General features: G+C 52.4%; 13 protein-coding genes. 1 reads left to right on the forward strand and 12 read right to left on the reverse strand.

Features of this window, described 5'->3' with window-relative positions; genetic code table 11:
- The first annotated feature begins 60 nt into the window (after positions 1 to 60).
- Entirely contained in the window at positions 61 to 510 is a 450-nt protein-coding gene (locus ACE419_RS02760; protein WP_435720913.1) for a hypothetical protein, read from the forward strand.
- A 103-nt stretch (positions 511 to 613) separates the two neighbouring features.
- On the opposite strand, the gene ACE419_RS02765 is transcribed toward ACE419_RS02760, so the two are convergent.
- The 12 genes from ACE419_RS02765 to holB form a co-directional block, all read right to left on the reverse strand.
- Positions 614 to 1,426, reverse strand: coding sequence for a G5 and 3D domain-containing protein (locus ACE419_RS02765; RefSeq protein WP_432646154.1), 813 nt, complete (start codon positions 1,424 to 1,426; stop codon positions 614 to 616).
- Positions 1,427 to 1,620: 194 nt separating this feature from the next.
- Positions 1,621 to 2,397 (reverse strand): TatD family hydrolase, encoded by a 777-nt coding sequence (locus ACE419_RS02770; RefSeq protein ID WP_432646153.1) that lies wholly within the window; start codon positions 2,395 to 2,397, stop codon positions 1,621 to 1,623.
- Entirely contained in the window at positions 2,397 to 4,358 is a 1,962-nt protein-coding gene (gene metG, locus ACE419_RS02775) for a methionine--tRNA ligase (protein WP_435720914.1), read from the reverse strand. The genes ACE419_RS02770 and metG overlap by 1 nt, the downstream gene beginning before the upstream one ends.
- A 120-nt stretch (positions 4,359 to 4,478) precedes the next feature.
- Positions 4,479 to 5,792: a tetratricopeptide repeat protein gene (locus ACE419_RS02780; RefSeq protein WP_435720915.1), complete on the reverse strand. Its 1,314-nt coding sequence runs from the start codon at positions 5,790 to 5,792 to the stop codon at positions 4,479 to 4,481.
- 142 nt (positions 5,793 to 5,934) lie between these two features.
- Positions 5,935 to 6,966, reverse strand: coding sequence for a LacI family DNA-binding transcriptional regulator (locus tag ACE419_RS02785; protein ID WP_435720916.1), 1,032 nt, complete (start codon positions 6,964 to 6,966; stop codon positions 5,935 to 5,937).
- Between the two features lie 38 nt (positions 6,967 to 7,004).
- Entirely contained in the window at positions 7,005 to 8,510 is a 1,506-nt protein-coding gene (galT, locus tag ACE419_RS02790; protein WP_432646149.1) for a UDP-glucose--hexose-1-phosphate uridylyltransferase, read from the reverse strand.
- A 62-nt stretch (positions 8,511 to 8,572) separates the two neighbouring features.
- Positions 8,573 to 9,562, reverse strand: a complete 990-nt coding sequence (gene galE, locus ACE419_RS02795; protein WP_435720917.1) for a UDP-glucose 4-epimerase GalE — start codon at positions 9,560 to 9,562, stop codon at positions 8,573 to 8,575.
- A 98-nt stretch (positions 9,563 to 9,660) separates the two neighbouring features.
- A complete protein-coding gene (locus ACE419_RS02800; protein ID WP_435720918.1) occupies positions 9,661 to 10,836 on the reverse strand; it encodes a galactokinase in 1,176 nt (391 codons plus the stop codon).
- 270 nt (positions 10,837 to 11,106) lie between these two features.
- On the reverse strand, positions 11,107 to 11,994 hold the full coding sequence (gene rsmI / locus ACE419_RS02805) for a 16S rRNA (cytidine(1402)-2'-O)-methyltransferase (RefSeq protein WP_435720919.1): 888 nt from the start codon (positions 11,992 to 11,994) through the stop codon (positions 11,107 to 11,109).
- 14 nt (positions 11,995 to 12,008) lie between these two features.
- Positions 12,009 to 12,776: a tRNA1(Val) (adenine(37)-N6)-methyltransferase gene (locus tag ACE419_RS02810; protein ID WP_435720920.1), complete on the reverse strand. Its 768-nt coding sequence runs from the start codon at positions 12,774 to 12,776 to the stop codon at positions 12,009 to 12,011.
- Positions 12,773 to 13,909 (reverse strand): PSP1 domain-containing protein, encoded by a 1,137-nt coding sequence (locus tag ACE419_RS02815; protein ID WP_435720921.1) that lies wholly within the window; start codon positions 13,907 to 13,909, stop codon positions 12,773 to 12,775. The genes ACE419_RS02810 and ACE419_RS02815 overlap by 4 nt, the downstream gene beginning before the upstream one ends.
- A gap of 21 nt (positions 13,910 to 13,930) precedes the next feature.
- Positions 13,931 to 14,941 carry a DNA polymerase III subunit delta' gene (gene holB, locus ACE419_RS02820; RefSeq protein WP_435720922.1) on the reverse strand — a complete coding sequence of 337 codons (1,011 nt, stop codon included), beginning with the start codon at positions 14,939 to 14,941 and terminating at the stop codon, positions 13,931 to 13,933.
- Between the last annotated feature and the right edge of the window lie 61 nt (positions 14,942 to 15,002).

The following is a 15,002-nucleotide window of genomic DNA, read 5'->3' on the forward strand; positions in this document are numbered from 1 at the left end:
CCGGCTGCACAGACAAATATGATATAATAAAAGTATATACAAAGCAAAGGAAGTGTCACCATGGCTGAACCAACCGATATCAAGAAAAAAGCCGAACAAAAAATCAATCCCATCGTCGACCGCCCGCACGGCCAGGAACAGCAGATCAAGATGGATATCCTCAGCATGATCGAACGCGCAGAAAATCCCTTCGATATCATTTACCATTTTGTCAAATGGCTCGAGGTATTTTCCGGAGAGCCGGGCTATGCAAAATACGCCGAAGACCAGATCCGCTCTGTCTACGGTCTGGCCCTGCAGCATGTCAAGCCCATGCAGAACGAGCTCGCCGAAGTTGAAGCCCGCCTCAAACGCATTGAAGCGGCCTATGAAAAGCCCGAATTTACAGAAGAAGAGCGCACGCGCATCGGCTTCGCCATCACGCATCACAAAGAAAATATCGAACGCCTCAAAATTCTCATCAAGCAGGCCAAAGCCAACCACAGCAGCATGAAACTGCAGAAAGACTGAATGGCATAACTTGGGAAGGCGGCAAAACAAAAGGAGACTGTCCATGAGTTAAATTCTCATGAACAGTCTCCTTTTGCTGAAGAAATTCTCCAGTCAGACTGCTTTAGTCAAGGACATAAACCGTTACATAGCGGCGGCCGAATTCCATAGCCTGTCCATAATCATCCATGCAGAGGTCGATGCGGTTGCCGATAATAGCGCCGCCCGTGTCCGCTGCAATCGCCTCACCGTAACCGGGAATATAGAGGCGCGTACCAAGCGGGATAACATCGGTATCGACCGCTGCCACGCCATACTGCGCGAGCATGCCGGAAGCCGTGATGCCGTCTCCGCCGCCATCCCATGGCATATAGGCCGTTGCTTCCATCTCGTAAACGGCACTGTACGGTGCCCTGCCATATGAAGTTTCTACTGTTTCTGCTGCCTGTCCCGCTCCGGCAGTGTCCGGCGTTTCCGCGTTGTTCACTACCGATATTTCCATATTGCTTTGAATTTTCGAATCCATGCCTGGCGATACTGTCAGATCGTCCAGATTGTAGCCCTGCTCTAAGAGGACATCTTTAACCGTCTGATTGCTGGTCAGAACTTCCTTTTTTTGTCCCTGATAGTCAATTGTGACCGGGACCGCTCGATAAACTGTGATGTCGGTGTCGTGTTCGTCAATTTTCTGTAACTGATAAGAATCTTTGGCGCTGAGTTTCACGCCTGCGCGTTCGAGGATTGCCTCCGGATTTCTGTGTATTGTGCTGAGTTCAATGGTGCGTCCATCGACATGAATCTGTACCTGATGCGTATTGTCGGGTGCGCCAGCGCGCGTGAAGCCCGAGGTCATCATGAGCATGATGGCCAAAGTCATGCATAACAGGATTTTCTTTTTTGCTTTATTATGTAAGGAAATGAGCTGTCTAAAACTCATTCAATCCCCCCTTTGTCCATAAATTTATGACGGGAACAGTAAAAGAAATAATTCGTATAGCATGGCAAAACCAGCAGTTATAAACTGCATGATCTTATTGTCCCACAAGAAGCTGAAATCAACCTGAAAAATGGGAATGAAAAAGTGGTGAGCGCTGCTTTTATGCAGTCACTCACCACTTTTATAAATTTTGCTTATAGACCGTATAACTCTATAGCATTTTTTGTCGTTCTGGCAGCCACTTCTTCAAGACTCAGGCCGCGAAGTTCCGCGACTTTTTCTGCCACAAAACGGACATATGCAGGTTCGTTGCGCTTGCCGCGCATCGGTACAGGAGCCATATACGGGGCATCTGTCTCCAAAAGCAGGCGTTCCATTGGCATGGCCTTGACGATTTCCGGCAGCTTTGCCGCGTTCTTGAAAGTCAGGGGGCCATCGACACCAAGATACCACCCCATCTTTAGGAGTTCCTTCGCCATCTCATAGCTGCCTGAAAAGCAGTGCAGGACACCGCGGATGCCCCTGCCCTCTTTTTTGAGGATAGCCAGCGTGTCCCCATGAGCATCGCGGTCATGGATGCAGACAGGCATGTGCAGCTCGCGTGCCAGATGCAATTGGCGGATAAAGATGCGCCGCTGCAGGGCCCGCTTCTCCTCCTCTTTCTCCCAATAATAATCGAGACCAATCTCACCAATGGCCACAACCTTTGGCATATCCGTCCAGGCCGCGAGGATATCGTCCTCGCGTGACGTCATCTCAAATGCTTCTTCCGGATGAATGCCGACACCGGCATAGAGCCCCTCGTATTGTTCCGCCAGATTCACGGCCAATTCCGAGGAGGCCAGCGTGTCGCCCATGTTGATCATGCGCGTGACGCCGGCTTCTTTTGCCCGTGCAATTGTTTCAGGAATGTCCTCGGCAAATTTTGCATCGTTGAGATGCGTATGCGTATCGACGAGTTCCATGCTCATCAGCGCACCTCGGTGCCGGCCGGCATATTGACCTCAAGGACTTTAAGGGCCTCTCCATCGCTGGCCGCGAGAATCATGCCTTCCGAGACGACGCCGCGAAGCTTCGCCGGTTTGAGGTTGGCAACGAGCACAAGGTGTTTGCCGACAAGTTCTTCCGGCTTGTAGAATTTCGCAATACCCGAAACGACCTGACGCTGCGGAACGCCTTCGCCAAGGCTCAGCTGAAGCTTCAGGAGTTTGTCGGCCTTTGGCACAGGCTCAGCCGCAACAACCTCTGCAACGCGGAGCTTGACTTTGCCAAAATCTTCAATGCCGATAACGCCAGGAACTTCTTCCTTGGCCTCTGCCTTCTTATTCTTCTGCGCCTTCTGCTGTTTTGCAGGAGTCTTCTTGGCTTCTTTTTCTTCCTTCTCTACCTCGATGCGCGGGAAAAGCTGCTCCGGCGTGCCGACTTTAAGGCCCGCCGGCGTGCCGCCCCAGTTTTCGATATCCTCAATCTGGACATCCTTGAAAGCCTGCGGCAGATTGAGCTGTTTCCAGATGCGCTCGGCCGTCACCGGCATGAACGGAGAAATCAGGACGCTGATGATGCGCAGGGATTCTGCGAGATTGTACATGACATTGGCAAGTTCCTGTTTCTTCTCTGGATCCTTCGCCAGTGCCCACGGCGCCGTTTCATCGATGTATTTATTGGCACGGCTTATGAAGGCCCAGACTTTCTTGATCGTAGCCGAAAGCTGCATATCCTCCATATTCTTTTCAAAGAACTCAACCGTTTCCTTCGCGTCGGCCTTGAGGGCTTTATCGACTTCGCTTTCACCAACAGGCGCCGTCAGAATGCCCTTCTGGAATTTGATGGTCATGTTGAGCGTGCGGTGCAGCAGGTTGCCGAGGTCATTGGCAAGGTCGCTGTTGATGCGGCTGATGAGGGCATCGCGCGAGAAGTTGCCGTCCTGGCCGAGGTTGATCTCGCGCAGCAGGAAGTAGCGGATGGCATCGGCGCCGAATTCATCGATGAGTCCGTTCGGGTCGACGACATTGCCCTTCGACTTGCTCATCTTATCGCCATCGACAATCAGCCAGCCGTGGCCGTAAACCTTCTTCGGCAGCGGCAGGTCAAGGGCCATGAGGATGCACGGCCAGATGATGGTATGGAAACGCACGATTTCCTTGCCCACAAGATGAAGATCTGCCGGCCAGAATTTCTTGAATTTCTCCGGGTCATCGAGGAAGCCGATCGGCGTCAGGTAGTTCGTCAGGGCATCGAACCAGACGTAGATGACGTGTTTCGGGTCAATCGGCACCGGAATGCCCCAGTCAAACGAGGTACGCGAGATGCAGAGGTCGTCGAGGCCCTGCTTGATGAAGTTGATCATCTCATTGCGGCGCGAAACCGGCTGGATAAAGTCCGGATGGTCTTCAATGTACTTGAGCACGCGGTCCGCGTATTTGCTCATCTTGAAGAAATACGCCTCTTCGGATACCTCCTGTACAGGGCGGTGGCAGTCCGGGCAGCAGCCGTTCTCATCGAGCTGATGCTCCGTCCAATAGCTTTCGCACGGCGTGCAGTACAGGCCCTTGTACTCGCCTTTGTAGATGTCACCCTTGGCATAGATGCGGTTAAAGACTTCCTGTACCACGCGCTCATGGCGTTTCTGCGTCGTACGGATGAAGTCATCGTTGCTGATGTGCAGACGTTTCCAGAGGTTCTGGAAGCCCGCGACAATTTTATCGACGTATTCAATCGGCGTAACGCCGGCTTCTTCCGCTTTCTGCTGGATTTTCTGGCCGTGCTCGTCCGAACCGGTCAGGAAGAAGACATCATCGCCGATGAGGCGGTGAAAGCGGGCAATGGAATCCGCAATAGTCGTGCAGTAAGCATGGCCGATGTGGAGTTTGGCACTCGGATAATAAATCGGTGTCGTGATATAAAATGGTTTCTTTTCTTTCTTTTCCGTCATGAGAAAATTCCTCCCTGTCAGGCGCTAATGGAACGCCCGCGCAAAATTTACAGGATTCGTGCGAATCTATCTACTTATTATAAATCAAATCCTCATAAATGAAAACTGTCCCCTGTCCGCTCATTTCAGGCAGGCTTCAAAGATAAACTGGTTGGCCAGAACATTCATATTGGCCGAATTGATATCAGCGGCCTCGCTGAGCGTCTGCCAGGCCTTTTCGTATTTTTTCTGGCGGACATAAGCCACAGCCTGTGCATTCTTGGCATCGGCTGTCTGCGGCGTCAGGCGCAGGGCCTCCTGGAAGTCCGCGATGGCATCCGCGTATTTCTTCTGATTCATGGCAATAAGCCCGCGGTTATACCAGGCCTGCGTGAATTCCGGATTGAGCTTTAACAGGGCATCGTAGCTCTTTAAGGAATCCTTCGCTCTGCCCTCACGCTGCTGGGTGATGGCAAGGTTGTAGACAGCAGCCGGCGAATCCGCCTTGTACTGCACAGCCTGCTGGAAATCCGCTTCTGCCTTTTTATAATCGAGGCGGTTGAAATAGACAATGCCGCGGTAAATATACGAATTGGCCTCATCCGGCATTTCGCGGACTTTCTTTTCTGCAGCGGCCAGCGACGCATCCGAGCCGTCCGGAGCCTGTGCCTGCTGCCAGAGATAGAGGATTTCCTGTCCGTAGCGCGTACCCGGCACAGCCCAGACACCGTTGAGCCCCGTCCACTTCGTGATGTGGCCGTGAATGTCCGGCCGGTTTTCTACAACGTGGTAGTAACGCGGGTCAATGATCTGGCTGTGCGGCAGCTCCGAACTCGCATAGGCCATGAGATGCTGGATATGCGCGCGCACGCCAAGCTGCGGCGTGGTAAAGCTTGCTCCGGCAACGCGGTTGCCCGTCGCCCCGAGGCCGCAGAAATTATTCTGTTTCGGCGAAACATCGCCGCCATACGCGAAAAAGCCCGTTTCCTTAAGTGCCTGACAAAGTGCCACATCGGGGCGGATGCCCTCGCGGCCTGCCTCTTCGTAATAATAGCGCACGATATCCTCAACTGAGCAATTGAGCTTGGGCTGCGAATTACGCTTTTCAATGTAATGAACCATCTGTTCCTGCGTCGCCTCAGCAGGTCCCATGATGGTGATCGTGTCAGCCGCGGCCTCGGCCTCGAGCATCGGCTCTTCATAAGCGGGTGCCAGACGCCATTTGACGCTGTCCATGGCCCTTTTGTTGACCGTCCCCGTCATTTTAGCAGGGAAAGACGGACGCCCCGGTATCGTGCGCACGGAAACATCCTCAGTGACGCTGGCGGTTTTGCCTGCAGAAACGGCAGCAGATGCAGCCGAGGCCATTGCCGCCTGCGGCTGGCAGAGGGCGGAAAGCGAATAAAAAGAAGCCCCGCAGACGGCCACAGCCAGCAGGGAACGTGATATTCTCATAAAATAAAAACCTCCTGTAAAGGGTTGCCTGCAACATCCCTTCTATTATAACATATCTCACGCAAACGTTCTGCAACACAAAAATGCTCCCCAAAATGGAGAGCATTTTTATTCGAATCTGCTAAAATCTGCCAAGGCAGCATTACGATTTCACAGCACACGGAGCTGTCGACTCCCGGACAATCAGGATATTTTCCAGCGTAATGCGCTTGCTCTGACCGCCGTGAATCATCTCGACCAGTACAGCCGCAGCATTTGTGCCAAGCTGGAACATATTCTGATCCATAGTCGTGATCTGCGGTTCTACGAGCTTGGAAAGCGTGATATTATCGTAGCCAATCACGGAAACATCTTTTGGCACATTGAGCCCCAAACGCTTGCAGGCACGGATTGCGCCGGTCGCCATGAGGTCATTGCAGCAAAGGATAGCCGTGGGATTGAGCCCCGGCAGAACCTTCATGAGTTTGATTCTGGCCGAAGCCATCGTATCGATGTTATTGCCTTCGCCAATGTCAATGATATGATCTTCATCCAAGAGTCCATGCTCTTTCATAAAGACACGGTACGCTTTTTCCTTGACCGTATAAGAATCGGAATTCTCACCACGGACCAGGACAATCTTTCTATGTCCAAGCTTATAAAGATATTCAAGCGCCTGCCGCGTGCCCATGATCTCATCATTGGCCACATAAGAAACATTGGGAATGCGGTGATAGCCATTGATGAACACCAGGGGAACTCTTTTGACAATGCGGCGGTAAAACTCCTCGCGCAGGCCCTGTGTATTCGGGCTGATGACAATGATGCCGGATACATTGCGCGAGACGAGTGTATTGATGCACTCCATCTCGAGCTCCGGGTCATTCTGAGCGCAGTTCAGCAGCAGGGAATAGCCCTGACGGCGCATCGATTTCTCGATGCCGTCAATGACTTCTGCAAAGAACATATTATAAAGGCTGGGCACCACAACGCCAATGGTTGACGAATGGCGTGTATTGAGCTCGCGCGCCTGTACATTTGGCACATACTGCAGCGCATTGATCGCCGCCTGTACTTTTTCACGTGTTTCAGTCTTGACGGGATAATTCCCATTGACGACACGCGATACCGTTGCGACCGAAACGCCAGCTTCTTTTGCCACATCTACAATCGTAGCCTTTTTCTTAATTTCCATTACGTATTCCCTGCTTTCATTGGATTTTGGAGCAGTCCTCAATCCTTAGCAGCAGCTGCGATAAAGCGGTCGAACGCTTCCATGCCCTTGGCATCGCGTTTGTAAACGCCAGCATGCGTGAGAACTATCTCAAATACTTTGCCGATTTCTTCCTTGAGGATATCCTCAACATTCTCTTCGGTAACCGTCTGGTACTTCTGGCGAAGCATCTTGTACCAGTCTGCATGGCTGGCAATCTCCGGCATGCCCGAAATATCTTCCGTACCCTTGACGAGTTCCTGACCGACAAGTGCCATTTCTTTCTTGAGGCGGGCCGGCAGTACAGCGAGGCCCATGACTTCAATCAGGCCGATATTTTCCTTCTTGATGTGATGGACTTCAGCATGCGGATGGAAGAGGCCAAGCGGATGCTCTTTTGTCGTGCGGTTGTTGCGCAGGACGAGGTCGAGTTCGTAGAGATTGCCGCGGCGGCGGGCAATCGGCGTAATCGTGTTGTGCGGCGTGCCATCCGTCTCAGCGAGAATCTCTACACTCGGGTCACTGTATTTGCGCCATTTATCGAGGATTTTCTCCGCGAGATCCGCAAGTTCCTCACGGTCTTCACCCTGCAGGCGAATCGTCGACATCGGCCATTTGACGCGGCCGACTTTGATGTTTTCAAAACCTGGAAACGTATACGTCTTCTCGATGGGAGCCTTGGCCATGGCGAACGTGTAACGGCCGCCCTGATAATGGTCATGAGAAAGAATGGAACCGCCGACAATCGGCAGATCTGCATTGGAACCGAGGAAGTAATGCGGGAATATCGTGACAAAGTCCATGAGGTTCTCGAAGCTCTTGCGCGATACTTTCATCGGCACATGCTTGCGATTCAGGACTATACAATGTTCATTATAATACGTATATGGAGAATACTGCAAGAACCAGCGATGGGCGGACAAGCGCAGCGGAATCAGGCGATGCGTCTCGCGGGCCGGATGCCCCGGATGACCGGCATAACCTTCATTCTCGCGGCAAAGCAGGCATTTCGGATAGCCGGAAGACGGTGCCGATTTGGCCTTGGCGATATCGCGCGGGTCTTTTTCCGGCTTGGACAGATTGATGGTGATATCGAGATCGCCATATTCCGTGGCTGTCTTCCAGATGATATTCTTGTCGATGCGGTCCTTGCGGATGTAATTCGACGCAATGCTCATCTTATAGAACTCGTCCGTCGCGGCTTTCGGACTGCGTGCATAATCATTGCGGAAGCGGCGTACTACTTCCGAAGGACGCGGCATGACACAGTCCATAATGCGCGTATCAAAGAGATCGCGGTTTTCCGTCGTATTCTCGATGATGCCTTTTTCTGCAGCATAATCGAGCATATTCTCAAGGATTGGCATAGCCGTCGGCAGCTCTTCATCGATGAACTCAGGTTCAAAAGCATCCACCTTGAGTACATCAATCAGTCGGTTGGCTGCATAATAATAGTCGTCTTCGTTGATGAGCTGATTCTGCTTAGCAAAGTTCAGTAAACGGTTAACTTCCGTATTGATAGACATATTTTTCCTTCCTTTCGGATTCCGGCTTTCTGCTTCTTTCGCTTCTTGCTGATGCCCGATCCTTATTTCTCGTAGCCGTTTGGATGTTTCTGATGCCAGGTCCAGGCCGTACCGATGACCTGTTCAACGTTTGTGTAACGCGGCTTCCAGCCGAGGACCTTCTTCGCTTTCTCCGAAGAAGCGATGAGCTGTGCCGGATCGCCAGCGCGGCGTGCACCCATTTCGACTTTGATTTCCTTGCCCGTAGCCTTCTTAGCAGCCTCAATCATTTCCTTGACCGAGAAGCCCTTGCCATTGCCGAGGTTAAAGATATTGCTCTCGCCGCCCTTGCGCAGGTATTCAAGTGCCAGCACATGAGCATCAGCAAGGTCGATGACGTGGATGTAGTCGCGCAGGCACGTGCCATCCGGCGTCGGGTAATCATCGCCGAAAATCGTGATATGATCGCGCTTGCCAAGCGGAACCTGCAGAATCAGCGGGATAAGGTGCGTTTCAGGGTTATGATCCTCACCGATGGAACCATCGTCAAGAGCACCTGCTGCATTGAAGTAACGCAGCGATACATAGCGGATGCCATCGGCACGGCTAACCCACTTCATCATTTTTTCCATCGTGCGTTTCGATTCACCGTACGGATTCGTCGGATTCGTCGGGTCATCTTCCATGATTGGTACACGTTTCGGCTCACCATAGACAGCAGCCGTCGACGAGAAAACAATCTTGTCAACATGGTTGCGTACCATGGATTCCAGCAGAACCTGCATGCCATAGACATTGTTGTTGAAATACTTCAAAGGCTTCTGGACGCTCTCACCAACGAGAGAATTGGCTGCAAAGTGGATGACTGCTTCGATGTCATTCTCCGTGAAGATTTTATCGAGGATAGCGGCATCGCGGATATCACCTTCATAGAATTTAGCCTTCGGATTCAGCGCGTCGCGATGACCCGTCTGCAGGTTATCAACAATAACAACATCCTCACCCTTTTCTACGAGCTGATGAACTGCATGAGAACCGATATAACCGGCACCGCCACAAACCAGAATAGACATAAGTAATCTTCTCCTTTTTTTCTTTCATTATACAACAGATACGATTCCACAATATGTTCTATCGTGTTAAGATTTTGTTACCAATGAAGTAATGAAGTTCAGCCATCAATGCGATGCGTGCCATCCGAGATGCTGGCAACGACGAAACTCGGTGCATAGCCGATTTTCTTCGTGTACGCTTCGCCGACATTCTTCTTGAAGGCTTCAATCGCATCATTTTTGACGAGGCTGACCGTCGAACCGCCAAAGCCTGCGCCCGTCATGCGCGAACCGATGACGCCGTCCTGCTGCCAGGCAATCTCTGCCAGCGTATCGAGTTCCTTACCCGTAACTTCGTAATCATCGCGCAGCGAGAAGTGCGACTCGTTCATAAGACGGCCAAATTCCTTGACGTCATTGTTCTCAAGAGCTTTGACGGCATCGAGCGTGCGGTTGTTCTCGTAAACGGCATGGCGTGCACGGTGACGCTCCAGGACTTCTTCAATGTGGCCGGCGAGCTTGTTGAATTCATCGTTGCTGAGCTCACCGAGGGCCTTGAGGTCCGGCTTGACTTCCTTGAGCTCGTTTAAGGCATGCTCGCACTGGGCACGGCGTACGTTGTAAGCCGAAGAAGCAAGGCTGTGCGGTTTGTTCGTATTCGTGATGACAATGCTGGCATCCTCAAGTGCAATCTTGCTGTAGCGATAGGAAAGCGTGTTGCAGTCAAGCAGGATTGCGCAGTCCTTCTTGCCCATGCCAACAGCGAACTGGTCCATGATGCCGCAGTTGACACCGACGAACTGGTTCTCAGCTTTCTGCGAGAGCTTGACCATTTCGATCATGTCAAGACCAAAGTCAAATGCTTCATTGAGGATAACGGACGTCAGGACTTCAAGAGAAGCTGAGGAGGACAGGCCCGCACCAGCTGGCAGCGTGCCGTAAATCAGGATATCAAAGCCATGCGCAGCTTTGTGGCCAGCTTTTTCAAAAACATCAATAACGCCCATCGGGTAGTTGGCCCAATCCTTGGCGGCGTCATAAGCAAGGCCCGTCATCGGGAATTCAATGATGCCCTTGTCAGCGAGATTCATCGAGTACATGCGCGTCGTCATGTCCTTGCGGTCAGCAACAACGGCATAAGTACCAAGCGAGATTGCGCACGGGAAAACATGGCCGCCGTTGTAATCGGTATGCTCACCAATCAGATTGACACGGCCCGGGGAAAAATAGCTGCGCTCTGCGTCAGAGCCGAACTGCTTTTTGAATTCTTCCTTCATCGTTGCTAAGATTTCCATCGAGTAACCCTCCATCGCTTAAAACTTACAATAACTAAACAAGTAAACATTTGCTTCGCGCCTGCCGAGCCTTTATCGGTAAACGTTTTCTTACAGCCCCTAAAAGATGGTGCAAACCCCTTCTGTCTTCTGATTTGCACCTTCTTTTTTCTTGTTGTCTCTAGTTTACCGCTTCTCTCTTGTATTGTCAAGTATTATTGTAAACGTTTTCTGGAATTGTTTCTATGACATTAAAAAAAGTCAGGCAAGACCTGACTTTTTCGCATGATTTTATTTTTCTGCAGTCAGCAGGGCCGCATAGACATCGCGCCGTGAGATGCCCAGCTTTTTCGCGGCCTCCCGCATTGCTTCTTTTTTGCTCAGGCCATCTTCCATAAGCATTTTGCACAGTTCCACAGGATCTGCCGGAAACTCCTGTGACGGCTCCGTCTCGCCCTTGAAGCCCTCCACGATCAGCACATACTCGCCGCGGGGTTCGTTTTCTTCATAAAAGTTCAGCAAATCCTGCAAGGTTCCCCTGCGGAACTCCTCAAACTTTTTCGTGAGTTCCCGCCCAAAGGCAGCACGGCGCGTTCCCCCGAGCATCGCGGCAAGCTGGCGCAGTGTTGCTTTCAAATGATGCGGGGCCTCGTAAAAAATCAAAGTCTCACGGTGATTCTTTACCTCGGACAGGACTTCCTGCTGTTTCTTCGCAGTCTTGGGTAAAAAACCGACAAATGTAAAACGAGTCGTATCAAGGCCCGAACAAATCAGAGCTGAAAGCCCTGCATTGCAGCCGGGCAGAGGTGAGACGCGGATCCCTGCTTTGATGGCCAGCTCAGCGAGGTGGCTTCCGGGATCGCAGATGCCCGGCAGGCCCGCATCGCTTACACAGATGAGGTCCTGACCGGAGAGCAGCCACTCGATGAGTTCAGGGCCCTTCGTGAATTTATTGTGCTCATGGTAGCTCGTGAGCTTTGTATGAATATCAAAATGCGTGAGCAGCTGGCGTGTATGGCGCGTATCTTCCGCTGCAATCAGGGGAACTTCCCCGAGCATGCGCACGGCACGATACGTCATATCTTCGAGATTGCCGATTGGCGTAGCACAGAGATACAAGGTTCCTGCACCCTGCTGCCGAGCCTTCTGTTCCATTTTTTCCTGCTGTTCCTGCTCCATATCATTCCTCTTTATCATTCTTCTGTGTCCTTTGTGCCGGCTCCTGTCATGCCGTAAATGGCAAGGATTTCCCTCGTATAAGAGCCATCCTCATCGTGTACAATAAGCGGCGGCATGACTTTAAGGCCGCCCGGAGCTGCGCCCACGACAGCTTCCACAAGCATCATATTCGGAGCCTTGCCTGCCTTTGGCTGTACCATGCGCAGCCTTTTCGCCTCCATTTGATGCTCGTGCATTGTAACGAGGATTTCGCCGAGACGTTCGGGCAGATGCACCATGGCAAAGTGTCCGCCAAAACGCAGGGCGTAACGGGCGGCCTTCACCACATCCTCTAGTGTGGCCGTGAATTCATGGCGTGCGCGCGCTACACCGCTCATTTTATTGACCTGCCCGTGGGCAACGGGACGATACGGCGGATTGGCCAGTACGACATCAAAGGATTCGGCAGGGTAGAACGCGCGAATCGCGCGGTAGTCCCCCTCGCGAACCGATATCTTCGCTTCGAGTTCATTCATATAGACATTGCGGGAAGCGAGTTCAGCCATGACAGGACTGAGCTCGATGGCTTCGATATGCGCGGCTTCATCGGCAATGAGCAGGGGAATCACCCCCGTCCCCGTACCGAGCTCCAAGACCTTTTGCCTTGGATGCAGGCGGGGAAAATGCGCCAAAAGCACTGCATCCAGAGAAAAACAGAACTCCTGTGTATTCTGGATGATTTTACGGCCGCTTTTCATGAGATCATCAAGCCTTTCATGCTCTTTCAGCTCTACGTCTCTCATGCCTTAGGTTCCTGCTGTGTTGGCTGAGACGGCCGCTGCTGGCCGTTCTCCCTTTTTTCACGCGGAGCCTTCGGACGGCGCGGACCATTATGAGGACGGCTGCTGCGTTCACCGCGGGCATCACGTGGGCGGCGGCTGCGGCGGCCGCGGTTGTTATTTTCACGATTTTCACGCGGACGGCGCGGGCGTTCTGTATGCTCACTGCGCTCACGGCGGGCAGAACGGCGCTCACCGCCCTGATTGGAGCGTCTGCGCGTATCGTCCCTGTTCTCTGTCACACGCTCTTTCGCCTGTGCATTGCCCTCTTCTGTCTCCACTTCTTCTTCGATGACATCTTCCCAGGCAGCCACCACCGTGCGGCTGTTGTCGAGCAGGATTGTCGCGGTACGGCGCTGCTGATTGAGCGATATAACCTTGCCCTCGCCGTCCATCGTAACCACGCGTCCGCCCTGCTGCGGCGGCTGAACCTTTTTCTGCTTCTGCGGACATTCATTGCAGTAACATTCACTCTCATATTTCAGACAGCACATAAGGCGGCCGCAGATACCTGAAATCTTCGTTGGATTCAGCGACAGATTCTGCTCCTTGGCCATGCGGATGGAGACGGGTTCAAAATCACCGAGGAACGTGGCACAGCAAAGCGGACGCCCGCAGCAGCCAATGCCGCCCATGATTTTTGCTTCATCGCGCACACCAATCTGGCGCAGTTCAATGCGCGTGCGAAAGACCGATGCCAAATCTTTGACGAGGTCGCGAAAATCAATGCGGCCGTCTGCCGTAAAATAAAAAATGATTTTATTGAGGTCAAATGTATATTCCACATCAACGAGCTTCATGGGCAGGCCGTGTTCCCGGATTTTTTTCGCGCAGATCGCATACGCTTCTTTTTCATGCTTTTTGTTATCCGCTACACGCGCAAGGTCATGTTCATTGGCAATGCGCTGCACGACCTTCAAGGGCTGGGCATCTGCTGCCGGCTCCCCTTCGCGCGGGCCGATGACCACCAGTCCGCATTCCATGCCGCGGGCCGTTTCCACAATAACGTGCTGCCCTTTTTCAATGTGCAGCTGGCCGGGACTGAAATGATAAATCCTTCCCGCCTTCTTGAAGCGGACTCCGATATATGTCTCCAAAATTTTCCTCCTGAATCTATATCAACTGACACGCATCATGATATCGCGTGTGCGAATAAAAAAACCTTCCATTAAGAGGCGCGGACTCGCGTTTGAAAGCAGCCGTTTCTGTGCCTCGCGGACCTCCTCCAACAGGCAAAAAATCCTGTCTTCCGGATAATCCGGCAGCATGGCCAGCAAATCCTGCCGGATGTCCCGGTGATAGAGCATGGGACTTGCACCATCTTCCATGAGTATGAGCAGGTCACGCAGCATCATATTGAGATACAGGAACCATTCCCGCAGAACCTCGCGGTCCTGTTCGCCCATCCCGGCTGACTTCGTCCAGATTTGTTCCATATTGAGATGAGGCAGGGCCTTGAGAAAAGCCAGCACTTCCTGCCGGAGCTGCAGGCCCTCATGCTCAAACAGCGTGAGAGCCCGCCCGGGGCTGCCGTCTGCGAGCGCAGCCAGCACCCCGGCCTCATCTGCTGGCACATCACGCTGTAAAAGAACTTTTTCAATATCCTCTGCAGCCAGCATGCCAAAATTCACAGGCATACAGCGTGAAAGAATGGTATCGAGCAAAGCGCTGCGGGCGCTCGTGACGAGAATAAACGTGACGGGGCCTTCCGGCTCCTCCAGGGTTTTCAGCAGGCTGTTTTCTGCCGCCTCGTTCATACGGTCTGCATCATCGATGAGCACGACACGCCGTTTTGACAGGACCGGATAACGCGAGACCTGTACCTGCATGGCACGAATGGCCTCGATACGGATCTGTGCTGCGGACTTGCCGTTCTTCTCGGGTACGACCTCAAGATAATCGGGATGCGAACCAAGGCTCATAGCCTGACATGAAGCACAGTTTCCACAGGGGGCCTCTTCTCCTTCACAAAGGACCGCAGCCGCAAGGACATGCGCGAGCATCTTCTTGCCAATGCCATCCGGACCGGCAAAAAGCAGGGCATGCGGCATTCTGCCTTCGCGCAGCATCGTACGCAGAGCTTTTTTCTGCTCCTCATGCCCTGCTATTTCATCCCATTGCAGCTCCATACAGATCTCGTGCTTCCTTTCTCTCTATTTCTTTTTCTTTCACTCCATCCTGCCTGCCCCA

Source organism: Mitsuokella apri, assembly GCF_047974105.1.
In the GTDB taxonomy this organism is placed as follows: Bacteria; Bacillota; Negativicutes; order Selenomonadales; family Selenomonadaceae; genus Mitsuokella.